The sequence below is a fragment of the Clostridium sp. X genome (genome assembly GCF_055755365.1).
In genome coordinates, this window is record NZ_CM146912.1 from 1,389,061 (window position 1) to 1,411,857 (window position 22,797).

Sequence of the window (22,797 nt, forward strand, 5' to 3'; positions counted from 1 at the left end):
TTATACTATGCTAAAATTTTAATTATAAATTGGTAGGGCCAGTAAATAATACTTTTTATTAAAACAATTTTTATAAAATAACATTTTATAAAATTCAAATATATGATGGCTCTATCACAAAAAACAGTTCAATAAATGTAAAAGTATATAATAAAGCAAAAGTTTAAAGGAGAGGTAAAAAGTATGCAGATTCTGATATGTGTAAAACAGGTTCCAGATGATTCAGTTGAAATCCGTTTGGATAACAAGGTAAACAAACCTAATTTAAATGGAGTTAGCTTAGTAGCGAATGCATTTGATACGTATGCATTAGAGTTAGCAGTTCGTTTTATGGAAGCTAATGGAGGAAATGTTAGTGTATTAAACATTGGAGCAGAAGACTCTATAAATACATTGAAAAATTGTCTTTCTGTAGGCGCTAAAGAAGCATTCTTTGTAAAAGATGATTCATATGCAGATTTAGATGCTCTTTCAGCAGCTGATGTTTTAGCAAATGCTATTCATAAAATTGAAACAGATAAAGGTCAAAAATTTGATTTAATCCTTTGTGGAAAAGAATCTACAGATGAAATCAATGGTCATGTAGGAGCAATGCTTGCTGAGAAATTAGGGACAGGCTTTGTTGGTGGCGCGATTGAAGTTAATTTAAAAGATGGCGGCATACAAATTAATCAAGAAACTGAAGAAGGATATAATGTGGTTTCTCTAGGAACTCCAGCTGTAGTTACAGTAAGTAAACCAGAGTATGATCCACGTTACCCTACTATTAAAAATAAGATGGCAAGCCGTAAAGCGGTTGTTCCAACTTATTCAGCAGCAGAAATTGGAGAGTTAAAACAAGCAAAAGTTCGCTTAGTTGAATACGTTGAACCTCCTAAGAGAGAGGCTGGCATCAAAATTCAAGAAAAAGATGTTACATTAGCAATAAGTGCTGCTATGGAGCAAATGAAAAAGGATAAGGCAATCTAATTAAGGGGGAAAACGAAAGTATGAAAGCATTATTGTTTATTGAAACAGATGGAGAAAAAGCATTAGGCGCAAGCCTTGAATTAGTTAGTGCAGCAAAATCATTAGATGCAGAAGGAACAGCTCTTATCGTAGGTAACAGAGCTGCTGCAGATACAGTAGCTGCTTTAGGAGTTCCAGTTACTTTTATAGATGCTGCTACAGACGGAGACACTTTAACAGAAGTATTAGCGCAAACTATAAAAGAAGAAAATTCAGATATAGTTCTATTCGCAAATACAGCATTAGCTAAAGATATTGCACCACGTGTTGCAGGACGTATGTCTTTAGGATGTGTAAGTGACGTAGTAGGAATGAACAAAGTTGATGGTAAAGTTATATACACTAGACCAGCTTACGGCGGAACAATTTTAGAACGTATAGAAGTAGAAGGTACACCTGTAGTTACAGTTAGAGGTGGAAGTTTTGCAAAGCCAGAAGCTACTTCAGTTGCAGCTGTTACAGAGAAAAAAGTAGAAGTTTCAGCTGATGCTGTTAAGGCAAAAATTATTGATGCAGTAAAAGAAATTTCTGAATCAGTTAATTTAGAAGAAGCAGAAGTTATTGTTGCTGGTGGACGTGGAATGGGAAGTGCAGAAAATTTCGAACTTGTTAAAGAATTAGCACGTGTACTTGGCGGTGTAGTAGGTGGAACAAGACCACCAATCGAAGACGGATGGATTTCTCGTGCACACCAAGTTGGTCAATCAGGAAAGATTGTATCACCAAAACTTTATATTGCATGTGGTATTTCTGGAGCAACACAACATACATCTGGAATGTCAGGTTCTAATTATATTGTGGCAATCAATAAAGATGAAGAAGCTCCGATTTTTGAAATCGCTAACGTAGGTATCGTTGGAAATGTAACTGAGATTCTTCCACTTATGATTGAGGAAATGAAGAAAGCTAAAGCAGAGTAAGATAACAATTTTTCTCTTCATTAAGTTAGGAATAAAAACAAAAATTACTTACAATTAAATTTTATGTATAGATACAATCAATTCCAAAAAAAAATTAGAAAGGGAGGATTATTATGGCTGAGTATAATAAATTGACGGAAGAATTAATCGCAAAATTAAGGGAGGCAGCTCCTGGACACATTTTAACAGGTGAGGATGTCAATAATGATTATTGTCATGATGAGATGTGTATCTATGGAACACAAATGCCAGAAGCCTTATTTATAGCACATTCTACAGAAGAAGTTGCTGCAGTAGTAAAAATATGTAATGAAAATAAAATACCAGTAACACCAAGAGGTTCAGGAACGGGACTTGTAGGTGGAGCAGTTCCACTTTATGGTGGAGTTTTAATTGATCTTACAAAAATGAATAAAATACTTTCTTATGACTTGGAAAATTTTGTTGTTCATGTTCAAGCTGGTGTTTTATTAAGTGCTCTTGCAGAGGATTGTTTAAAACATGGATTATTATACGCTCCAGATCCAGGGGAAAAGTCTGCTTGTTTAGGTGGAAATGTTTCCACAAATGCAGGTGGAATGAGAGCTGTTAAATATGGTGCAACACGTGATTATGTACGTGGAATGACAGTAGTTCTTCCAACAGGAGAAATTACTAAATTTGGAGCTACAGTATCAAAAACAAGTTCAGGTTATAGCCTTATAGATTTGATGGTTGGTTCTGAAGGTACACTTGGAGTTATTACAGAACTTACTTTAAAAACTATGCCAGCACCAAAGGCAGTTGCTAGTTTAATCATTCCTTTTGAAAATTTACATGATTGTATTTCTACTGTTCCTAAAATTAAAATGGCAAATATAGATCCACAAGCATTAGAATTTATGGAAAGAGAAATTGTTCTTTCAAGTGAAAGATTTATTGGAAAAAGCACATTCCCACAAGTAATTGATGGAGTAACTGCAAATGCTTATTTACTTGTTACTTTAGATGCAAGCAATGAAGATGAGTTAAATAATCTTATTGAGCAAGCTAGTGAATTGGTATTAGAAGAAGGAGCAATCGATGTTCTTGTAGCTGATACACCTGCTAAGATGAAAGATGCATGGGCAGCTCGTTCAAGCTTCTTAGAAGCAATTATGGCAGAAACAAAGTTATTAGATGAATGTGATGTTGTAGTTCCTATAGATAAAATTGCTTCTTATCTTGAGTTTGTAAATAAAACTGGTGAAGAATGTGGTCTTACTATTAAGAGCTTTGGTCATGCAGGTGATGGAAATCTTCATATATACCAATGCAGTAATGATTTAAATGAAGAAGAATTCAAAGAAAGAGTTGAAAAATTCTTCGACATTATCTATCCAGAAGCAACAAAAGTTGGTGGTCTTGTTTCAGGAGAACACGGAATAGGTAGTGGAAAAGTTGATTACTTATTAGAAAGCATTGGAGAAGTAAATATGAATTTAATGAAGGGTATTAAAAAAGCCTTCGACCCTAATCATATTATGAACCCAGGTAAAGTATGTGATACAGGTGCCAACAACTAGTAAAAAAGGTTGACATAAATAGATATATATAATAGAAAGGTAGGAAATTAACATGGACTTTAGATTAAGTGAAAATCATCAACAATTACAAGAAATGTATCGTGATTTTGCACAAAATGAGGTAAAACCGATAGCAAAAGAAATCGATGAAACTATGCGTTTTCCAAAAGAAAATGTAGAAAAAATGGCTGAAATGGGGTTATTTGGAATACCATTCTCAGAAGAATACGGCGGAGCTGGAATGGATACATTAAGCTACGTACAATGTGTTGAAGAATTATCTAAATGTTGTGCATCAACAGGTATTATAGTATCTGTTCACACAAGTCTTTGTGCAACACCTATTTTTAAGTATGGTACAGAAGAACAAAAAGAAAAATATTTAAAACCACTTGCTTCAGGTGAAATGTTAGGTGCATTTGCATTAACAGAACCTTCTGCTGGAACTGATGCTGCTATGGGAAAAACAACAGCTACATTAGAAGGAGATCATTATGTATTAAATGGTAGCAAAATATTTATAACTAATGCAGGTCATGCAGGCGTATATATTATTCTTGCTATGACAGATAAGAGTGCTGGAACAAAAGGTATGTCAGCATTCATAGTTGAAAAAGATTACCCAGGGTTCACTATTGGAACTCATGAATTAAAATTAGGAATCCGTGCATCTGCTACATGTGAGTTAGTATTTGATAACTGTAAAGTTCCAAAAGAAAATCTTTTAGGAGCAGAAGGTAAAGGATTTGGTATAGCAATGTCAACTCTTGATGGAGGACGTATTGGTGTTGCTGCACAAGCTCTTGGTATTGCAGAAGGTGCAATCGAAGAAACAATTAAATATGTTAACGAACGTGTTCAATTTGGACGTTCAATTTCAAAATTCCAAAATACACAATTCGAACTTGCTAAAATGCGTGCAAACACAGAAGCTGCAAAACTTTTAGTATACCAAGCTGCAAATGCAGTAGATAATGGTGAAAAGTTCTCTCACTTAGCAGCTATGGCAAAATTAGTTGCTTCTGGAAATGCTAGTGATGTAACAAGACGTTGCTTACAATTATTCGGAGGATACGGATATACAAGTGATTATCCAATCGAAAGAATGATGCGTGATGCTAAAATCACAGAAATCTATGAAGGAACATCAGAAGTTCAAATGATGGTAATCTCTGGATGGATGGGCGTTAAATAGTAATCATTAAAATAAAAAAGATGCTTAGGAAATTATTTTCCTAAGCATCTTTTTTATTTTCAAGAAAGAAATCAACGAAACTTTCTATAGTAAATTCATTAAGTTTAGATATATTATCATTAATCAATTTAAAAAAACAGCTTGGAATTTCTCTAGCACTGAGATTCTTTTTTATACAAAAATCGCATCCTTTAGAGTTGTTGTGAGGGTTAAGCTTACAATTTAAATCTTTACATGTACAAAAGTGTTTTTGATTTTCCATAATTACTCCTTCTAGTAGCATTAGAATATTTAAAAGTTATTATAACAGATAAATTTAATTAGCAACAAGGTTAGTAATTTATATTTGGGTAAAATATATAAGAGAATAATGAGAATATATTACACGATTCAAATCAGATAAACTATCATCTCAAAGAAGGGGATGGGCTAATATTTTAAGTAATAAGGATAGCGGAATCTTCTTAATTCTTAAGTTGTTGAGACATCTTATGAAAATTTATAGCTTGAGTTACATCGCCTTTAGATGCAAAAACTTTACCGATAAGTTCATAGCACTCACTTACACTGGGATCAATAGAAAGCGCTATTTTTAAATTTTCATAGGCTTCTTCGATTTTACCAGACTCTAATAGATTTTTACTTGAGGCAATGTAATCCGTAATAGTTTTTTCTTCTTCGTTAATATTCTCTAGTTCCTCAAGAACTGCTTTTACCTTGCCGGAAGTAAAGGGCTTCTGAAGATAGGCAACAGCACCAAGTTTGGTACATTCTATTGCGTTTCGTACAGTAGCAAAGGCAGTCATGATAACTACGGGTATATTTATTCCTATAGATCGCATTCTTTTTAGCACTTCAGTACCACTAACTTGTGGCATCTTAATATCTAAAAAAACTATATCAAAAGATTTCGCTTCAAGCAGAGTAAGAGCTTCATAGCCATTACTAGCTGTAGTTACTGTATAACCATTAAGCTCAAGACAGGTAGTAAGCAAGTTTCTAATATTTTTTGTATCATCAACTACCATAGCTTTCCTCATAAAAATTACTTCCTTTCTAGTGTTATAGTTAGTCATAGGCTGTAGGCAGGGTAAATGTAAAGTTGCTTCCAATGCCGATTTTACTATTACACCAAATTTCACCACCGTGAGCCTCAACAATTTCCTTAGCAATTGCAAGACCAAGACCTGTTCCTTTTACTTCTGAATCTGGTTTTTTAATTTGAATAAAGCGATTAAAAATTGTATCTATGTGTTCTTCAGAAATACCTATCCCAGTATCCATTACAGAGATACACAGGTTATCACCTTTAACAAAAGAGGCTACAACTATTTCATCTCCAGCCTTAGTATATTTAAGAGCATTTGATATGAGATTATTCAGTACCCAAATTATTTTCTCGCAATCAGCGTTAACTTCAGGAATATCTTTTTCAATTTCATAATGTAAATTAATATTTTTGCTATGCGCCTGCTCGAGGAAAGAATTTACAGAAGTGTGAATTAGTTCGTTGATTGAGCATAGAATTATATTAAAAACTGATTGTTTAGATTCTAAATGAGCTAGACGAAGAAGATTATTAACTAGGGAATCAAGCTTCTCACCATCCTCCTTCATTGTCTCGATTATTTGCTGTTGATTTTTGTTTAATACACCAACATCTTCATCAAGAATAAGACTAGTTCCAATCATAATAGAAGTTAGTGGAGTTTTAAACTCGTGAGAAATAGTTGCGATGAAATCACTCTTTATTTTTTCTAACTGTTTTAGATTAGTAACATTTTGTAGTAATACTATTACACCATTTATAGTTGCCTCAGTATCTTTTACAACAGTAACAACTGTATTAAAGTAATACCCGCTATCCTCGCAATCAAGGTATATAATTTTCTCGCCAATACTAGTATCAGTTAATTTAGATGAATTGTAAATAAAGTCATATAACTCTCCATTTCTAATAACTTCAAGAAAATATTTATTTATAGCCTCTTCCTCAAGTATATTAAAAAGTTTTTCAGCAGCTTTATTAAGGAGGATAATTTTATAATTGTTATCTAAAACTATTATTGGTTCAGAAATACTCTTTACAATTGCCATTGATTTATTCTTTTCTAACATGAGCTTTCCAAGATTACTTTCTTCAAGTTTATGAAGACGCATTGTCATACTATTAAATTCTTTAGTTAATTCGCCTATCTCGTCTTCAGATATAATTGGAGCTTGCAAGTGGATATTTCCTTCCTTAACAGCCTTGACTGTTTCTGTTAAAGAGTAAATAGGTCTAAGGGTTTTATTTGTTGAATACCTAGATATAATAAATCCACCTATAACTGATACTGAAGATAGTATGATAATTATGTACATAGACTCTTTGGCTGCTACAGTTACAGTTTCTTTACTTCTAAACATAGCTTTTTCGTTTAGCTGAGATAATAGGTCTAAATCTTCTTTCAATAATAAAAGAATGGGAGATATAGAATCTTCATAATATTTAGTAGCAAACTGAGTCCCGTTTTTATTATTTATTTCCTGAAGCTCTGAAAAATACTTTAGAAACTTTGAGTAATTCTTATTAATTCTTAATACAATATCCTTCTCACCAACTTCGGTAACATTGTTATATTGTAAGTTGTACCATTTGTAAAATATATCTGTATTTAAATGAAAGGCATCAATACCTTTAATAGAATCTACAAATATATAATTATTAATGGCATTATTTTGTTCTTTAATTGCTTTGAACATAGTTGTTGCAGCGTTTATGCTTCTATAGTTATTTACCATAAGTCCATCGATAGATTTAGTAAGACTATATACGTTGAGTATAGAGGTAATACCTAGGACAGCAATAGTAAATACGAGGAAAATATAAACAGCAACTATCTTAAATTTAAGAGTTTTTAACATTAATAACCACCTAGCTTAGTCAAATTTATTTTTAGTATAGAGCTTAATGCTTTTAAAGTCAATTAACATGAATATACCTATAGCTTTTTGAAGGTAAGACAAGCATGGCAGTGATAATTTAAAGAGATGATTTATAGGGGGATATAATGAATAAGATAAAAATAAATGGGTGGTTTGAGCCTGGAGAAAATCTATGTTAGAATTGAGGAAATAATACGAAAGCACCTAGATTGTGGGTCTTCCATGATCTTTTTTGTATTTAAAAACTAATTAATTATCGTGATTTTTAAATGAAAAATTAAGTCTAGAGAGGGTTTTTTATGTACAAGGTTTATAAGTTAAAAAAAGGTAATATTTCATTCAAGGAAAAAATGAAGTTTAATTCACTTTTTAAAGAAATCATATGGAAGTTTAGTATGATTAGAAGAGGGTACAAGATAGAGAGAATAAAATAGATATTTAATTTAATATAATGCTGAATTCTATAATAGAAGCGGGGGAACCAATTTAATGGGGCGAATTTTTGAAAAAATAGGACACTCTTCAGTCCAAGTCCGACAGCTAACCTCGTAAGCGTTGAAGAGGAGAAAGTCATAGCCGTGGTTTCTCTGCGGCATTTTTTTGCCTTTTTATAGGTAGGAGGTTAGAGAATTCTTTTATGAAAAAATTTTATAGTTTAAAAAATAAAATGCTAACAATATATCTTATATTAATATTTGCATTAACAATCAATAGCATATGGTCTGTTATTAATTTTAGAAGACTCAATAATTCTATAGATAATATAATGCAGTCTAACTATAGAAGTATAGTAGCAGCACAAAATATGATTGAATCAATAGAGAGGCAAGATAGTGCAGAGCTAGGATATTTATTTGCTAATGATAAAGAGATGGTAGATATTTTTTATAATAATCAAGTACAATTTTTAAAGTCTCTATCTATAGCACAGAATAACATAACAGAAAAAAATGAACTTAAAACAGTAGAGAGTCTAAGTAAATTATATTTTAAGTATATGGAGTCTTTTTATATATTAAAGGAAATGTCTAAAGATAAAGAGTTTGATATAGATAAAGATTACTACTACAATGAGATTTTTCCCTTATTTAATGAGACAAAGATTGAGTGTAGAAATTTATTAAACATAAATCAAGAAGCTATGGTAGCTAAAAAAAATAATGCTAAAAGTGTAGCAGCTAAAGCAGCGTATTCAACAATATTATTATCAGCAGGAATAATATTTATAGGATTTATATTAGTACTTTACTTAACTGGAAAGATAGTTAAGCCACTATATATCTTAATAGATAAGATAAAGAAGATTGCAGAAGGTAATTATAATCAAAAGCTAGATGTAGAAGGAAATGATGAAATATCCAATCTAGCATATGAATTTAATGTAATGGCAGATAAGCTAAAAAATTATGAAATGCTGAATATAAGTAAGTTGATGAAAGAAAAGCAGAAGATAGAAGGTATTGTAGAGAGTATTAGTGATGGAGTTATAGTTACTGATAATTCTAATAATATAATATTAGTTAATAGAGCGGCTGAAAAAATTCTAGATATTAGAGAGCGAGATGTACTGAATAGACACTTTTTAGAATCTATAAGAAAACAAGATATATTTGAGATTATAAATAATGTTGCATCTAATAAAGAATACAATAAATATAAAAATTATAAAGATATAACAATAGAACATAATGAAATTCACAAATACTATAGGGTTAATGTTACTCCTATTATAAACAATTCTGGTGAATATTTTGGAGTTGTAACACTTATGCAAGACATAACTAAACTTAAAGAAATTGATCAAATTAAGTCAGAGTTTGTTTCCACGGTATCCCACGAGTTTAGAACACCATTAACATCTATAAGTATGGGAACAGATCTTTTATTAGAAAATGTACTGGGAGATATAAATGCAGATCAAAGGGAGATTCTTCAAGTTATAAAGGAAGATCAAGTAAGACTTAAAGAGCTTGTAGATGAACTTTTGGATTTATCAAAAATACAATCTGGAAGAATAAAAATGGATATGGAAGTATTTAATATCAAGGATATGATAGAAAATACAGTCAAGTCATTTAACCTACAACTAAAGGAGAAAAATATAAAGTTAGGCTTAGAGATTACAAATAAAAATAATAATGTAATCGGGGATATGAGCAAAATAGCTCTAGTTTTTAGGAATCTTATAAGTAATGCTATAAGGTACACTCCAACTGATGGAAGTGGGATACTAACATTGGGATGTAAGTTTAGAAATAACAAGATGCTGGCTTATGTAAAAGATAATGGTATAGGGATACCGGAGGAATATCAGAAAAAGATTTTTGAGAAATTTATTCAAGTAAAGGATGAGAATAATGAAGCTACAGGAGGAGTAGGACTAGGTCTTGCTATAAGTAAAGAAATAATAAACGCTCATGGTGGTGATATATGGGTTACCAGTAAACAAGGAGAAGGAACTACATTTTATTTCACATTAAGTATAGATAAATAAGGTAACCAATAAAGGAGAACTCGATGCAGAAGATATTGATTATAGAGGATGAAAAGCATATTTTGCTTACATTAAAAATGTTTTTCAGATCCTACGATGTAGAGGTAATAGCAGCTAAAGATGGTATAGAAGGGGCAAATCTTGCTTTTGAAAATATGCCGGACATTATACTTTTAGATATATTACTTCCTAAAATGGATGGATATATGGTGTGTGAAATATTAAAAAAAGATATTAAAACAAAACATATTCCAATAATTTTTATGAGTGCTAAAAATCAGCAAGAGGATCTGAAAAAAGCCTTCGATGCTGGGGCTAATGAATATTTAATAAAGCCTTTTACAATAGATGATATAAAAGAAATAATAAAAAAATATTTAAATCTTTAGGAGGGTTTAAGATTATGAAGAAGATATTAATAGTTGATGATGAAAAAAATATAAGACTTACATTGAAAAAATGTCTTGAGGAACAAGAATATGAAGTGTTTATAGCAACAAATGGTGAAGAAGGTATTGAAAAAATAAAAAGTAAGCATTTTGATTTAATAATGCTGGATATAAAAATGCCTGGTCTTAATGGAATGCAGGTATTAAAGGAGATAAGAGATAAAGGTATAAAAGTTAACGTAATTATGATGACAGCTTATGGAAGTATTGAAAAGGCAGTTGAGGCTATGAAGCTTGGAGCAATTGATTTTATAAGCAAACCTTTTACGCCTGAAGAGGTAAGAACAATTGTTAAAGAAGTCTTAGAAAGACAGAAAATAGAACATGAAGATGTAATTACTTATGAGGATACCCTTCAATATGGTAAGAAATGTATTCAGAATCATGAATTTTCTGAAGCTGAGGAGTATTTAAAGAAAGCTATAGGGCTGAATATAGATTCACCAGAACCACATAATTTACTAGGAGTTTTATTAGAATATCAGAATGATATTCCTGCAGCATTAAATCGATATAGAGTAGCACTCTCTTTAGACGCTTCATATAAGCCAGCTCAAAACAATTTATATAGAGCAACAGAGTATGCTTATACAAGACGAGGAATAGATTTTGGAGAGGATAAAAATGATGTTAAAAATGATGTTAAATAAGAAGAAGGATGAATATATAATAATAGTTGGCTGTGGCCGATTAGGTGGAAGCATAGCAAACCTTCTTTCTAAGGAAGGAAAAAGTATAGTTGTTATAGATAAAAAAGAATCATCTTTTACCAAGTTATCTGATGATTTTAGTGGATTCATTCTAGAAGCTAATGCTATCGAATTAGATACTCTCCTAAGAGCTAAAATAGATAAGGCAGATGTAGTAGTAGCAGCTACTAATGATGATAATACCAACATCATGATTGCTCAGATTGCAAGACTTATTTATAAAGTTCCTAAGGTTATCACAAGACTCTATGAGCCAGCAAGAGAAGAAGTATATAAGAACTTAGATATAGATACTATATGCCCTACTAACCTTTCGGCATTGGAATTTAAAAATATTATAATTAATAATGAGGGAAAGGCGGAGGAGTAATGAAAATAATTATAGTAGGAGGAGGAAATAATGTATATTTCCTAACGAAAGTCTTTATATCAAAGGGATATGATGTGACTATCATAAATAGTGATAAAGAAGAATGTATAAAACTTGCAAGAATATATAATATAGTAACTGTTCATGGAGATGCTACAAAGCCTTATATACTTGAGGATGCGGGTGCTGCATATACTGATTTAGTTATATCACTAACAGGTAAGGACCAAAATAATCTAGTAATATGTCAAATCTCAGAGAAGATATTTAGAGTTAAAAAAACATTTGCTGTTGTCAATGATCCTAATAATGTAGAAATTTTTAAAAAATTAGGTGTTGATACTGTTATAAGTACAACTGATATAATATCTTCTCTTATTGAACAAAAAATATCTATAGAAGATATTATAAATTTAATACCTATAGAAGAGGGAAAGGTAATAAATTTAGAAATAGAAATTTTAGAAAGTTCTCCTGTAATAGATAAAAAATTAAAAGATATATCTATGCCAGAAGATTCTGTAGTGGGATGTATAATAAGAGATGAGAATCCGGTAATACCCAATGGGAATACTAAAATATTTTTACATGATAAACTTATAGTATTATGTTTACCAAGAGTACAGTCTAAAGTAATGGAAAGAATAACTGGAAGGATTGAATAGAATATGCTTTACCTAGAGCAATTAAAACAAAAATATTTACTCATATTAAGGTATATAGGAATGATAACAGTAGGAGTAGGAATTGTACTAATAATACCTCTGATTTCTTTGCTTTTTTATACCAATGAAATAAATCAAGCTGTGTATTTTATTGTACCTGCAGCAGGATCTGTACTTTTAGGCGGTTTAATGATAAGAAAGTTTAAGTATAGAGAAGATATATCGCTTACAGTACAAGATGGAGGCATAGTTGTATTCTTGTCTTGGATAGTAGCTATTGTTATATCCTCTGTTCCATTCATGTTATCAGGTATGCTTAATTTTACTCAAGCTGTTTTCGAATGTACTAGTGGATGGACAACGACAGGTTTGTCGGTAGTTGATGTCATTAAAGCACCAAAAGTATTTTTACTTTGGAGAAGTATAATGCAGTTTTTTGGAGGAGCAGGACTTGCTGTAGTTATGCTTTCAACAATTATAGGACCTCTTGGTATGGGACTTTATACTGCAGAGGCTAGATCAGATAAATTACTTCCTAATATAAAGAAAACTACAAGTCTTATAATGAAGATATATAGTGGATACATCTTAGCTGGAATAATTCTTTATGTAATGGCCGGAATGTCTGTATTTGAAGCAATAAATCATTCAATAGCTTCAGTGTCTACAGGTGGTTTTTCAACTAGAGTGGGTAGCATAGGAGAATACAAAAGTGCAGCAATAGAATTAATTACTATTATTTTAATGGTACTTGGAACTACTAACTTTGCAGCTCACTATATAATTCTAAAAGGAGAAGTTAAAAAGTTCTTTAGGATTGGTGAAGTAAGATTTATGTTATTCTTAATGGCTGTATCAACCCCTTTATTAGCATTCTTTACTCTCAAAGATTTATATGGATCTCTTGGAAAATCTCTTAGAATAGCACTTTTTGAAGCTACTTCAGCTATATCTACTACAGGTTTTTCTACAGTTGGCTATACTAATTGGAATGACTTTGGAATACTTATTATGGTTATACTAATGATTATTGGTGGTGGTACTGGATCAACTGCAGGTGGACTAAAGCTTTATAGGGCATATGTACTTGTAAAATCATTAGTATGGAATATAAAAGGATTCTTACTTCCTAAATATGGAGTTAAGGAGAATTATGTATTTAGACCTGAAGAAAAATATTATGTCAAAGATAACCACATAGTAGAACTAGGGAATTTTTTAACTATGTACGTTATAACTTATTTTATAGGAGTCTGCATAATAACTTTAAGTGGATATCCTCTTAGAGATGCTATGTTTGAAATCGCATCTAGTCTAAGTACGGTGGGGTTATCTGTTGGAATTACTTCAATTAATGCCTCAGGAGTTGTTCTATGGACTGAATCTATTGCAATGCTTCTTGGTAGATTGGAATTCTTTATAATATTTTACACCATAGTTAAGATAATTAAAGATACAAAGTTAGCATTTTCAAGATAAATAGTTATACTATTAATAATAGGTGCCTAGTTTTAAGGGTATCTATTTTTTTATACCCATAATCAGCACTTGAGTCTAAGGGGATGGATACAATACATTTGAATTAATAAAGAACTTATATGTTTATAGAAGCAGTAGATTTAATAACAGGAATAATAGTGTATAGCAACGGTTGAACTTAAAAATAGCCCAAGGAGAATTTCCAAGGGCTTTATTTTGAGGGGGTATTGGTATATTTAAATCATTGCCAGTTAGATAAAAAATATACAATATGGAGAAAAAAATGTAATGTACTCATAGACTTTTTAGAAGAATATATTTCAGACATGGTTTTCTTTAATAAACAATACAAAGGAAGATTTATACTTGAAATTATGCAAGTACTTATTATGGTTATGGTAAATTCTGTTTTAGTAAAAAAGATTTTAAAAAGGCAACAGAATTATTTCATAAGGCCATTGAGCTTTCTTCTGAAAACTTATTGATACAAAGGATATATTTATAGAGGAGTTTACTGTAAGTAATAATCTGGAAAGAATTTGTTTGCGACATAAATAAATATATCTTTCAGATTCAAGAAAAGTTGAATTAAAATTTCAATGTTGAACATATTTATTCAACTTGAATTCATAGCTTGAAATTGGACTAATAGATACAAAACAATAGTCAAGTTTCTTTTATTCCATTTCAACTTATCTAGTATTAAAATGAAATTACAGACAAGCTTTAAAATTTTGTTATTTATTTATGTAAACTATATCTTATTCTTTTAAAAATAAAAATCTGCGCGGATTTTATTTTTAAAGTAATAAAGGTAAATTATGTGCTGGGGGGATAATATTGGATAAAGTAAAAATACTAACAGCAGAAGAAGCAGTTAAACTAGTTAAAGATGGGGATACGGTTACTACAACAGGATTTGTTGGAAGCTGTAATCCGGAAGCTTTAAATAAGGCAATAGAAAAAAGATTTTTAGAGACTGGTTCTCCTAAAAATTTAACTCTGTTCTATCCATCATCTCAAGGTAACAGGGATGGCAAAACTGGTGGAGATCATTATGCACATGAAGGAATGATTAAAAGAGTAGTGGCAGGACATTATGCTACAGCTCCAAAATTAGGACAAATGGCTGTTGATAATAAGTGTGAAGCTTATAATATACCACAAGGTGCTCTACTATATATGCTTAGAGATTCTGCCGCTCATAGAGTTGGTACAATTACAGAGGTTGGCTTAGAGACCTTTGTTGATCCAAGAAATGGTGGAGGAAAAGTAAACGAGAAAACAACAGAAGATTTAGTACAACTTCTAGAGATAGATGGTAAAGAAAAACTTTTATATAAAGCATTTCCTGTAAACGTTGCATTTATCAGAGGAACTTATGCAGATGAGTATGGTAATGTAACCTTTGAAAAAGAAATAACTCCTCTTGAGTGTACATCTATAGCACAAGCTGCTAGAAACAATGGTGGTGTAGTAATCATTCAAGTTGAAAAGGTTGTTAAAGCAGGAACTTTAGATCCTAAATTAGTAAAGGTACCAGGAATTTATGTTGACGCTGTTGTAGTAGCTGATCCAGAAGATCATGAACAAAGTTTTGGACAAGTATATGAACCAGGAATCTCTGGAGAAGTAAAAGTTCCTGTAGATAACCCAAAACCTCTACCATTAGGTGCAAAAAAGATTATAGGTAGAAGAGCTGCTATGGAATTAAGAAAAAATACAGTTGTTAATTTAGGTATTGGAGCACCTGAATATGTTGCTCAAGTTGCAAACGAAGAGGGAATTGGAGATTACATGACCCTAACTGTTGAGTCAGGTCCAATTGGAGGTATCCCTCAAGGAGGTCCAAGATTTGGATCAAGCTTAAATCCAGATGCACTTCTTGATCAACCATACCAGTTTGATTTCTATGATGGTGGCGGTCTTGACATGGCATACCTAGGATTAGCTCAATGTGATGAGCAAGGTAACATTAATGTTAGTAGATTTGGCACTAGACTAGCAGGTTGTGGTGGATTTATAAACATTACACAAAATTCTAAAAAAGTATTCTTCTGTGGAACTTTCACAGCAGGGGGATTAAAAACTAGAATTGAAGATGGAAAATTAATAATAGAACAAGAAGGTAAAGAGTCTAAATTTATAAAGCAAGTTCAGCAAGTTACATTTAGCGGAAAATTTGCGAATAAAAAAGGACAACCGATACTATATATAACAGAGAGAGCTGTATTTGAATTAAGAGAAGATGGAGTTTACCTTATAGAAGTTGCTCCAGGTATTGATATTCAAACACAAATCATTGACTTAATGGGATTTGTTCCTAAGATGGCTGAAGAAGTTAAGATTATGGATACCAGAATATTTAGAGAAGAAAAAATGGGATTAAAATAATTAAAATAAAATTATTTAAATATATTTATTTAAAAATTAGGAGGGTAAAATTATGAAACCTATGAGAATGCACCACGTTGGTATTATTGTTCCTACAATGGAAGCTGCACACAAATTTTTAGAAACATTTGATTTAGAAATAGATTATCAAGGATATGTTGAAGCATATAAAGCAGATTTAATATTCACAAAATACACTGAAAATGAAAGCCCAGTGGAATTAATTATTCCAAGTGAGGGTAGTGTGCTTAAAGACTTTAACAATGGAAAAGGCGGTATTGCACATATTGCTTATGAAGTTGAGGATGTTGAAGCTATACGTAAAGACTTCGAAAGCAGAGGAATGTCAATGCTTGAAGGAAGTGCTGTACCAGGAACAAGCGATATTATAGTTAACTTCTTAAGACCAAAACATTCACAAGGAATACTTGTTGAATATGTTCAAACTGTTGCACCAATTCAAAGATAGGTCAGCCAAAAATATATTAAATTATTATATACAATTAAATTATTGTTGAAAAAAGCTCTATGCAAATGCATAGAGCTTTTTTCGTATTGTTCAAAAAGTTTATTTACAGGTATTATTTGAATTAACAAAATATAATTGCTATAATATATATAGCTTAAGATAACTCACGTGAATTCTATATAGTCAAATTCATACATAAATTAGTTTATTTATAAAATGTGACTTGTTTTTGGCTAATGTTTGGAGGTATTTTATGAAAAAATCAGAAAATTACGGTTCTATATTAAAAAAATTATTATGTTTTACGGATACTAAGTTTGTGGTGTTGTCTAAAGTTGTAGGATACGATATATCTTACATAAGTAAATGGTGTAACAGTATTAAGATACCTACTGCTAAAAATATTGAAAATATTAATGAAAAAGCATCAATATTTTTTGCAGATCAAATAGTAAAACGAAATATAGTTAAAGACTTTTTAAAAGTATTTAAAATTCAAGAATCTTTAGACATGAGTGATTCAATACCTAAAGATATATTAAAAGACCTTATATATACTCTCTTAGAAGATGCGTATAAGAAATCAGAGAGTGATTTATATCAGAAAACTGAAAAGAAACAGGATGAAAGCAATATTATTATTGGTAAAAATAAAGTTTCTAATTTCATTAGAAATATTATTTCTACAACCATTGAGAACTCGACAACAGATATTGAACTATTATCTACAGTTGATATTTGTAAAGTCACTTCTACTATTAATCTTGATACAATTAAAGAGTATAAGCTTAACGATATTAAGGTTAGTGCAAAAGTTGGATTTGATATGAATGAATTTGAGACAAATCCTAACTTTTATTTATGGAGAATATATTTTATATTAAATAAGAAGTGGAATGTAGAATTTGAGTTTTTTGATAATAAAAATATGGATAAGCTAAATATAGTAACAATTAGAGATAAATTTGCAATTATTTTGTCCTTAGATGCTGATGGAAGTATGGATATAGCAACAGTTATAACAGATCTAGAAACAGTGAATACAATTTATGATAAAACTATTGCTAAGTTTAGGACGGGAGACCTACTAATAAGATGTGTAGAACCTTCAGTCTTAGAGCAAACTGGTTATAGAACAGATTTTTATTCAAATGATGAGTTTAAATTTGTTTCTACTAGAGGATTTGAATTTTTATTACCTTCTGATATTACTTCTGATATTATAGATGCAGCTTATGATCAAGGTTTTAGTGATGACACAGCATTCCTACTCAGAAAATTGCAAATTACATGGGAAGAAAGATTTGAAAAGAGTAAAATTGACTTTATTATCTTAAAGTCTGCACTAATGAAATATATTGAAGAAGGAGATATATTTTATACTGATGTTAGATATAAGTTAACTGTAGAACAAAGGAAAAATCATGCTCTTAAAATAGTAGAATCATTAAGAAAAAATAGTAATATTAAAATTACAATCTTAAATGATGAGTTACTTAACTACGATGTTAATTTCTTTAAAATATCAGTTAACGTAAGCAATAAAAAGGTTTTCTTAAAGAAAAATGTAAAGGGAATTTCAGGATTTGCACCTTATGTTTATACAATAATAAATGAGACACTTGTTAAATACATAAATGAAAGTTTAATTTTAGTAAAGAATCAAGATTTTTGTGTAGAGTATAATGTGGATCAAGTAGAACAGATTGTAGAAGAGTATGGAAACATGTTTTTTAGAATAATGAAGACAAAAAAATATATGTAATTTTTAATTGAATTAGATTTGTATATTTATAAAGAAGTTTATATACAAATCTAATTATTTTTTATGTTATGTAAGGTCAACTTGACATGAGGGTTATAGGATGTTACATTAATAATGTAAGGTTAACATTACAGGAGTGATAATTATGAAAAATAAATTAAAACAGTTTCGTGAAAAAGTAGGGCTAACCCAAGAGCAATTAGGCGAGCTTGTAGGAGTATCAAGACAAGCAATTAATGCTATTGAAACAGAAAAGTTTGAACCATCTATATGGTTAGCTTATGACATTGCAAAAATATTTCATAGCACAATAGAAGAGGTTTTTATTTTTGAAGAAAGTGAAAGAAAATCAAGAGCAGATCAAAGTAGAGGTGTAGTTTAAATGGCATTAAGAAATATTAGAATGTTTGAAGATTCAATATTAAGGAAAAAGAGTAAGGTAGTTGAAGTTGTAGATGATAGAATAAGAGAAATATTAAATGATATGGTAGATACTATGTATAATACAGAAAATGGTGGTGGATTAGCAGCACCACAAGTAGGTATACTAAAGCGATTAGTTGTAATAGATATGGGAGAAGGACTTATAAAATTAGTGAATCCAAAGATAATTAACCAAGAAGGAACCCAGGAAGTTGTAGAAGGATGTTTGAGTATTCCCAATAGATGGGGAAAGTTAATAAGACCTTCAAAAGTGACGGTGCAAGCACTTAATGAAAATGGAGAAGAAATTATACTAACAGGCACAGGAAATTTAGCAAAATGTTTTTGTCATGAGATAGATCATTTAGAAGGAATACTTTTTACTGATTTAGTTACTGAATATATAAAGTAATGTTACTATTACTTTATTATATGCAATACTAGATAATGATATATAAGAGTAAGCAACATATTAAGATGGGGGATTATAGTATGGAATTTCAATTTTCAGATAGAGTCAATTCTTTTCAACCAAGTATATTTACAGTACTTAATGAAAAGAAGGAAGAGTTAATTAAACAGGGAAGAAAAGTTTATAACCTGTCCGTAGGGACACCAGATTTTAAGCCGGCACCGCATGTCATGGAGGCTATGAAGAATGCCTGTGATAATCCGGATAATTATAAATACGCTATTGTAGACAAGCCTGAACTTTTAGAAGCGGTTTGTTATAGGTATAAGCAACGATATGGAGTAAATCTACATAAAGACGAAGTAATGTCTGTCTATGGATCTCAGGAAGGAATGGCTCATATTGGGTGGGCTCTTTGTAATCAGGGAGATGTAGTATTGGTTCCAGATCCAGGATATCCAATATTTGAAGCAGGTTCCTTTTTAGCAGGGGCTGTAGTTGAAAAATATTCACTGGATAAAAATAATGGATTTTTACCTAATTTAAATGCTATTTCTGATGAAGTATTGGCAAAGGCAAAGTTTATGATAGTATCATATCCTTTAAATCCAGTATGTGTGACTGCTCCGGATGAGTTTTACGTAGAATTAATAGCCTTTGCAAAAAAATATAATATTATTATTTTGCATGATAATGCTTATTCAGATATTGTATACACTAAGGAACTTGGTAAGTCATTTCTATCTTTTGAAGGTGCAAAAGATGTAGGGGTAGAGTTCTATTCTTTATCTAAATCTTACAATCTTACAGGTGCTAGAATATCTTTTGTAGTAGGTAATAAGGAGATTATAGATAAATTTAAAATCATTCGTTCACAGATTGATTATGGTATATTTATTCCTATTCAGTATGCAGCTATAGCAGCCCTCACAGGCCCAGATAATTTTATTTTAGAGCAAAGAGATGAGTATTATAAAAGAAATAAAGCTTTGTGTGGAGGGCTTAGAAGTATTGGCTGGGACATTCCAGATAGTCAGGGGACTATGTTTGCATGGGGACCTATTCCAAATGGTTACACGGATTCAGTGAAGTTTTGCATGGAACTCATTGAAAAAGCAGGTGTTATAGTTACGCCGGGTAGTTGTTTTGGGTCACTAGGAGAAGGATATGTAAGATTTGCTTTGGTTGAAAATGTTGATAATATTAACAAATTAATTAGAGCAATAGATGAATGTGGTATTCTTAAATAATACAAGAAATAAGAAGTGAAGTTTCTATTTAAAAAACTTCACTTCTTATTTTTTATAAAGTTCTTGAGGGAGTAAAACATTACCAACTATTTACATTATGGCGCAATAACAAAAAAATATACAAAGTTTATAGTGAAAATTACAAAAGATTTATAACAAAGTAATATAATATGTAAATCCTTACATTGAGGTATAATAGTACGATAATATTATAGGATATAAAATATTAAAAAGTCTTTAAAGTTATTTTTGATGAAAGGGATAGATAAATATATGCATGATATAACTATAGTTGGAGCAGGGATGAGTGGCATTTTTCTTGCATATACTCTCGTACAAAAAGAAACAAAATTAAAAATATTAATTATAGAAAAAGGTAGAGAATTCATAGACCGGATTTGTCCAATTGAAGAGGGGTTAAGCAAGAAGTGTAATAGTTGTACAGTATGTAGTAAACTTCAAGGATTTGGGGGTATGGGAAGGTCTGAGGGGAAGTTTAACTATACTAATGATTTTCGAGGAGATTTAGCTGGAAAAGTAGGTAGTGAAGAGGTAATAAGCTTAATGGAATATGTTGATAAAATCTTATGCTTATTTGGTGGAGATAAAGCTAAATCATACAGTACAGAAAATGAAGAGCTTAGTAGAAGAGCGAAAGAAAATAATTGTAGCATGCTAACTACAAAGGTAAGGCATTTAGGAACTAACTTATCAAAGGAACTTTTAAATAGAATGTACTTATATCTTAAGGATAAGGTTGATATAGAATTTGAAACAGATATAGAATCCATAGATAAAATAAGTAATATATTCAATTTAAATAGTAGGGAGAATATTTTTAGAACTAAGATGGTTGTACTAGCTACAGGTATTAGTGGAGGAGAGGATTTTCTAAGATATTGTAAATCTTTCAATATTGAGCCTTATAGGTGCAGAGTAGATTTAGGGATAAGGGTTGAAATGAAGGAGGATCAGCTAAAGGCTATTCTTAAAGACTCTTTTGAAACTAAAATTCGCTACGAAGATAAGGAACTTACTGCTACAACTTACTGTATGAATCCTAATGGAAAAGTAATCAGAAAGTATCAAGAAGGGCTTGTAATGGCAGATGGACAAAATTATCTTGAAACCTATAACCATAGCTGTAATTTAAACTTCACCATTTTTGTACCTAAATACTTTTTATCTTCTAATGAAGCAAAGGAGTATGCTAGAAGCATATTAAAATCTATAAATAAAGAAAACGGAAGAATAGTAGTTCAAAGACTTGAAGACTTAATAAAAAATAGAGTAACCACAGAGGAGCAGTTTAGTAGAAATAGTATTAGAGGTACCCTTGAAGGTGAGGGTGGAAACTTATATGATGAAATTCCAGTGATTTATATAGAGGCTCTATTAAGAATTTTCGAATCAATAGAAAAGTTAATAGACAAAGAAATTGATAAAGATACTTTATTGTATGGAATTGATGCAAAATTTTATGAACCTGAAATAAGTACCAGTGTACATTTTGAGACTAAGGAAAAAGGACTTTATGTTTTAGGGGATTGTTCTGGAATAACATATTCTTTATCACAAGCTGCAGCTAGTGGAGTATATCTTGGTAGACACTTTTTAGAAAAGATGAAGTAGAGACAATAATAATCTCTACTTTTTTCATTAGAAATTAGGTATTAACGTATAAAGTTAGTAACAGCTCTTAGTTCTTGTTCTGGCAATGCAATTCCGGCTTCCTTTCCTGCATGGATGCATTTTAAAAGCCAAGCCATGTTTTTTCCAAGTACTCTCATTGTTTGCATTCCTTCAAGATCTTGTTTAACTTCTTCAGGAGTATTTCCGTGAACCATATTCCAGTACTGAGAAGATACTACAGGCATATTTGAAATAGTAAAGTATTTATTTAATTGTTCAAAAGCTGCAGTTGAACCACCACGTCGACAACTCACGATTGCAGCACCAGGTTTATATTGAAATCCATCTCCAGCATAAAAAAATCTATCTAGGAAAGATGTTATCTGGCCAGATGCCCCAGCATAGTGTACAGGAGATCCGAAAATAAAACCATCAACTTCTTGGGCCTTTTTTAAGGCGATATTTACAGTGTCATCATTAAATACACACAGGCCATTGCCATCAAAACAACCAGCACAAGCCATGCAACCGCTAATAGGTTTATTTCCAACATGAAAAATTTCAGTTTCAATACCTTCTTTTTCTAATGCTTTTGCTACTTCATCTAATGCAGTATAAGTACAGCCATTGGCTTTTGGACTTCCATTAATAAGTAATACTTTCATTATTTTTACCTCACTTTGAATTTTT

23 protein-coding genes and 1 riboswitch are annotated in these 22,797 nt (G+C 31.0%); of the genes, 19 read left to right on the top strand and 4 right to left on the bottom strand.

Annotated features, from left to right (window positions below):
• Window positions 1-183: 183 nt before the first annotated feature.
• The 4 genes from ACX0KU_RS07155 to ACX0KU_RS07170 all read left to right on the top strand — a co-directional run bounded on the left by ACX0KU_RS07155 (window position 184) and on the right by ACX0KU_RS07170 (window position 4,667).
• Complete coding sequence (locus ACX0KU_RS07155; RefSeq protein ID WP_472992190.1) at window positions 184-969, top strand: electron transfer flavoprotein subunit beta/FixA family protein; 786 nt, start codon at window positions 184-186, stop codon at window positions 967-969.
• A 20-nt stretch (window positions 970-989) separates the two neighbouring features.
• Window positions 990-1,928 carry an electron transfer flavoprotein subunit alpha/FixB family protein gene (locus tag ACX0KU_RS07160; RefSeq protein WP_472992191.1) on the top strand — a complete coding sequence of 313 codons (939 nt, stop codon included), beginning with the start codon at window positions 990-992 and terminating at the stop codon, window positions 1,926-1,928.
• Between the two features lie 113 nt (window positions 1,929-2,041).
• The gene (locus ACX0KU_RS07165; RefSeq protein WP_472992192.1) at window positions 2,042-3,472 is read left to right on the top strand and encodes an FAD-binding oxidoreductase; all 1,431 of its coding nucleotides are present in this window, start codon (window positions 2,042-2,044) and stop codon (window positions 3,470-3,472) included.
• A 52-nt stretch (window positions 3,473-3,524) separates the two neighbouring features.
• Window positions 3,525-4,667 (top strand): acyl-CoA dehydrogenase, encoded by a 1,143-nt coding sequence (locus ACX0KU_RS07170; protein WP_472992193.1) that lies wholly within the window; start codon window positions 3,525-3,527, stop codon window positions 4,665-4,667.
• A gap of 40 nt (window positions 4,668-4,707) precedes the next feature.
• Here the strand turns inward: ACX0KU_RS07170 and ACX0KU_RS07175 are convergent, their stop codons facing one another.
• The 3 genes from ACX0KU_RS07175 to ACX0KU_RS07185 all read right to left on the bottom strand — a co-directional run bounded on the left by ACX0KU_RS07175 (window position 4,708) and on the right by ACX0KU_RS07185 (window position 7,574).
• Entirely contained in the window at window positions 4,708-4,929 is a 222-nt protein-coding gene (locus tag ACX0KU_RS07175; protein WP_472992194.1) for a DUF6485 family protein, read from the bottom strand.
• A 202-nt stretch (window positions 4,930-5,131) separates the two neighbouring features.
• Complete coding sequence (locus ACX0KU_RS07180) at window positions 5,132-5,707, bottom strand: response regulator (protein WP_472992195.1); 576 nt, start codon at window positions 5,705-5,707, stop codon at window positions 5,132-5,134.
• A gap of 28 nt (window positions 5,708-5,735) precedes the next feature.
• Window positions 5,736-7,574 carry a HAMP domain-containing sensor histidine kinase gene (locus tag ACX0KU_RS07185; RefSeq protein WP_472992196.1) on the bottom strand — a complete coding sequence of 613 codons (1,839 nt, stop codon included), beginning with the start codon at window positions 7,572-7,574 and terminating at the stop codon, window positions 5,736-5,738.
• Window positions 7,575-7,894: 320 nt separating this feature from the next.
• Between ACX0KU_RS07185 and ACX0KU_RS07190 the strand changes: the two genes are divergently transcribed.
• The 15 genes from ACX0KU_RS07190 to ACX0KU_RS07260 all read left to right on the top strand — a co-directional run bounded on the left by ACX0KU_RS07190 (window position 7,895) and on the right by ACX0KU_RS07260 (window position 22,107).
• Window positions 7,895-8,029 (top strand): hypothetical protein, encoded by a 135-nt coding sequence (locus ACX0KU_RS07190; protein ID WP_472992197.1) that lies wholly within the window; start codon window positions 7,895-7,897, stop codon window positions 8,027-8,029.
• A gap of 8 nt (window positions 8,030-8,037) precedes the next feature.
• Window positions 8,038-8,165, top strand: a riboswitch (cyclic di-AMP (ydaO/yuaA leader).
• Between the two features lie 67 nt (window positions 8,166-8,232).
• Window positions 8,233-10,089 carry an ATP-binding protein gene (locus ACX0KU_RS07195; RefSeq protein ID WP_472992198.1) on the top strand — a complete coding sequence of 619 codons (1,857 nt, stop codon included), beginning with the start codon at window positions 8,233-8,235 and terminating at the stop codon, window positions 10,087-10,089.
• A gap of 23 nt (window positions 10,090-10,112) precedes the next feature.
• A complete protein-coding gene (locus ACX0KU_RS07200; RefSeq protein WP_472992199.1) occupies window positions 10,113-10,478 on the top strand; it encodes a response regulator transcription factor in 366 nt (121 codons plus the stop codon).
• Window positions 10,479-10,492: 14 nt separating this feature from the next.
• Complete coding sequence (locus tag ACX0KU_RS07205) at window positions 10,493-11,188, top strand: response regulator (protein ID WP_472992200.1); 696 nt, start codon at window positions 10,493-10,495, stop codon at window positions 11,186-11,188.
• On the top strand, window positions 11,163-11,618 hold the full coding sequence (locus tag ACX0KU_RS07210) for a potassium channel family protein (RefSeq protein ID WP_472992201.1): 456 nt from the start codon (window positions 11,163-11,165) through the stop codon (window positions 11,616-11,618). Before ACX0KU_RS07205 ends, ACX0KU_RS07210 begins: the two co-directional genes overlap by 26 nt.
• Window positions 11,618-12,283, top strand: a complete 666-nt coding sequence (locus ACX0KU_RS07215; protein WP_472992202.1) for a potassium channel family protein — start codon at window positions 11,618-11,620, stop codon at window positions 12,281-12,283. The genes ACX0KU_RS07210 and ACX0KU_RS07215 overlap by 1 nt, the downstream gene beginning before the upstream one ends.
• A gap of 3 nt (window positions 12,284-12,286) precedes the next feature.
• On the top strand, window positions 12,287-13,762 hold the full coding sequence (locus ACX0KU_RS07220; protein WP_472992204.1) for a TrkH family potassium uptake protein: 1,476 nt from the start codon (window positions 12,287-12,289) through the stop codon (window positions 13,760-13,762).
• A 227-nt stretch (window positions 13,763-13,989) separates the two neighbouring features.
• Window positions 13,990-14,247 carry a hypothetical protein gene (locus ACX0KU_RS07225; protein ID WP_472992205.1) on the top strand — a complete coding sequence of 86 codons (258 nt, stop codon included), beginning with the start codon at window positions 13,990-13,992 and terminating at the stop codon, window positions 14,245-14,247.
• 355 nt (window positions 14,248-14,602) lie between these two features.
• On the top strand, window positions 14,603-16,156 hold the full coding sequence (locus tag ACX0KU_RS07230) for an acyl CoA:acetate/3-ketoacid CoA transferase (protein WP_472992206.1): 1,554 nt from the start codon (window positions 14,603-14,605) through the stop codon (window positions 16,154-16,156).
• A 52-nt stretch (window positions 16,157-16,208) separates the two neighbouring features.
• Entirely contained in the window at window positions 16,209-16,625 is a 417-nt protein-coding gene (locus ACX0KU_RS07235) for a VOC family protein (RefSeq protein ID WP_472992208.1), read from the top strand.
• Window positions 16,626-16,878: 253 nt separating this feature from the next.
• Window positions 16,879-18,390, top strand: a complete 1,512-nt coding sequence (locus tag ACX0KU_RS07240) for a hypothetical protein (RefSeq protein WP_472992209.1) — start codon at window positions 16,879-16,881, stop codon at window positions 18,388-18,390.
• Between the two features lie 145 nt (window positions 18,391-18,535).
• Window positions 18,536-18,772 carry a helix-turn-helix transcriptional regulator gene (locus ACX0KU_RS07245; protein WP_472992210.1) on the top strand — a complete coding sequence of 79 codons (237 nt, stop codon included), beginning with the start codon at window positions 18,536-18,538 and terminating at the stop codon, window positions 18,770-18,772.
• On the top strand, window positions 18,773-19,225 hold the full coding sequence (def, locus tag ACX0KU_RS07250; RefSeq protein ID WP_472992212.1) for a peptide deformylase: 453 nt from the start codon (window positions 18,773-18,775) through the stop codon (window positions 19,223-19,225). It begins immediately after the preceding gene.
• A gap of 80 nt (window positions 19,226-19,305) precedes the next feature.
• Window positions 19,306-20,475: an aminotransferase class I/II-fold pyridoxal phosphate-dependent enzyme gene (locus tag ACX0KU_RS07255; RefSeq protein ID WP_472992213.1), complete on the top strand. Its 1,170-nt coding sequence runs from the start codon at window positions 19,306-19,308 to the stop codon at window positions 20,473-20,475.
• A 252-nt stretch (window positions 20,476-20,727) separates the two neighbouring features.
• Complete coding sequence (locus ACX0KU_RS07260; RefSeq protein ID WP_472992215.1) at window positions 20,728-22,107, top strand: NAD(P)/FAD-dependent oxidoreductase; 1,380 nt, start codon at window positions 20,728-20,730, stop codon at window positions 22,105-22,107.
• 41 nt (window positions 22,108-22,148) lie between these two features.
• Here the strand turns inward: ACX0KU_RS07260 and ACX0KU_RS07265 are convergent, their stop codons facing one another.
• Window positions 22,149-22,772, bottom strand: coding sequence for a flavodoxin family protein (locus tag ACX0KU_RS07265; protein WP_472992216.1), 624 nt, complete (start codon window positions 22,770-22,772; stop codon window positions 22,149-22,151).
• Window positions 22,773-22,797 lie beyond the last annotated feature (25 nt).

What these genes read in the sequence shown, in the direction of transcription:
- ACX0KU_RS07155 (WP_472992190.1), top strand. Translation starts at nt 184, where the DNA reads ATGCAGATTCTGATATGTGTAAAACAGGTTCCAGATGATTCAGTTGAA.
- ACX0KU_RS07160 (WP_472992191.1), top strand. Translation starts at nt 990, where the DNA reads ATGAAAGCATTATTGTTTATTGAAACAGATGGAGAAAAAGCATTAGGC.
- ACX0KU_RS07165 (WP_472992192.1), top strand. Translation starts at nt 2,042, where the DNA reads ATGGCTGAGTATAATAAATTGACGGAAGAATTAATCGCAAAATTAAGG.
- ACX0KU_RS07170 (WP_472992193.1), top strand. Translation starts at nt 3,525, where the DNA reads ATGGACTTTAGATTAAGTGAAAATCATCAACAATTACAAGAAATGTAT.
- ACX0KU_RS07175 (WP_472992194.1), bottom strand. Translation starts at nt 4,929, where the DNA reads ATGGAAAATCAAAAACACTTTTGTACATGTAAAGATTTAAATTGTAAG.
- ACX0KU_RS07180 (WP_472992195.1), bottom strand. Translation starts at nt 5,707, where the DNA reads ATGAGGAAAGCTATGGTAGTTGATGATACAAAAAATATTAGAAACTTG.
- ACX0KU_RS07185 (WP_472992196.1), bottom strand. Translation starts at nt 7,574, where the DNA reads ATGTTAAAAACTCTTAAATTTAAGATAGTTGCTGTTTATATTTTCCTC.
- ACX0KU_RS07190 (WP_472992197.1), top strand. Translation starts at nt 7,895, where the DNA reads ATGTACAAGGTTTATAAGTTAAAAAAAGGTAATATTTCATTCAAGGAA.
- ACX0KU_RS07195 (WP_472992198.1), top strand. Translation starts at nt 8,233, where the DNA reads ATGAAAAAATTTTATAGTTTAAAAAATAAAATGCTAACAATATATCTT.
- ACX0KU_RS07200 (WP_472992199.1), top strand. Translation starts at nt 10,113, where the DNA reads ATGCAGAAGATATTGATTATAGAGGATGAAAAGCATATTTTGCTTACA.
- ACX0KU_RS07205 (WP_472992200.1), top strand. Translation starts at nt 10,493, where the DNA reads ATGAAGAAGATATTAATAGTTGATGATGAAAAAAATATAAGACTTACA.
- ACX0KU_RS07210 (WP_472992201.1), top strand. Translation starts at nt 11,163, where the DNA reads ATGATGTTAAAAATGATGTTAAATAAGAAGAAGGATGAATATATAATA.
- ACX0KU_RS07215 (WP_472992202.1), top strand. Translation starts at nt 11,618, where the DNA reads ATGAAAATAATTATAGTAGGAGGAGGAAATAATGTATATTTCCTAACG.
- ACX0KU_RS07220 (WP_472992204.1), top strand. Translation starts at nt 12,287, where the DNA reads ATGCTTTACCTAGAGCAATTAAAACAAAAATATTTACTCATATTAAGG.
- ACX0KU_RS07235 (WP_472992208.1), top strand. Translation starts at nt 16,209, where the DNA reads ATGAAACCTATGAGAATGCACCACGTTGGTATTATTGTTCCTACAATG.
- ACX0KU_RS07240 (WP_472992209.1), top strand. Translation starts at nt 16,879, where the DNA reads ATGAAAAAATCAGAAAATTACGGTTCTATATTAAAAAAATTATTATGT.
- ACX0KU_RS07245 (WP_472992210.1), top strand. Translation starts at nt 18,536, where the DNA reads ATGAAAAATAAATTAAAACAGTTTCGTGAAAAAGTAGGGCTAACCCAA.
- def (WP_472992212.1), top strand. Translation starts at nt 18,773, where the DNA reads ATGGCATTAAGAAATATTAGAATGTTTGAAGATTCAATATTAAGGAAA.
- ACX0KU_RS07255 (WP_472992213.1), top strand. Translation starts at nt 19,306, where the DNA reads ATGGAATTTCAATTTTCAGATAGAGTCAATTCTTTTCAACCAAGTATA.
- ACX0KU_RS07260 (WP_472992215.1), top strand. Translation starts at nt 20,728, where the DNA reads ATGAAAGGGATAGATAAATATATGCATGATATAACTATAGTTGGAGCA.
- ACX0KU_RS07265 (WP_472992216.1), bottom strand. Translation starts at nt 22,772, where the DNA reads ATGAAAGTATTACTTATTAATGGAAGTCCAAAAGCCAATGGCTGTACT.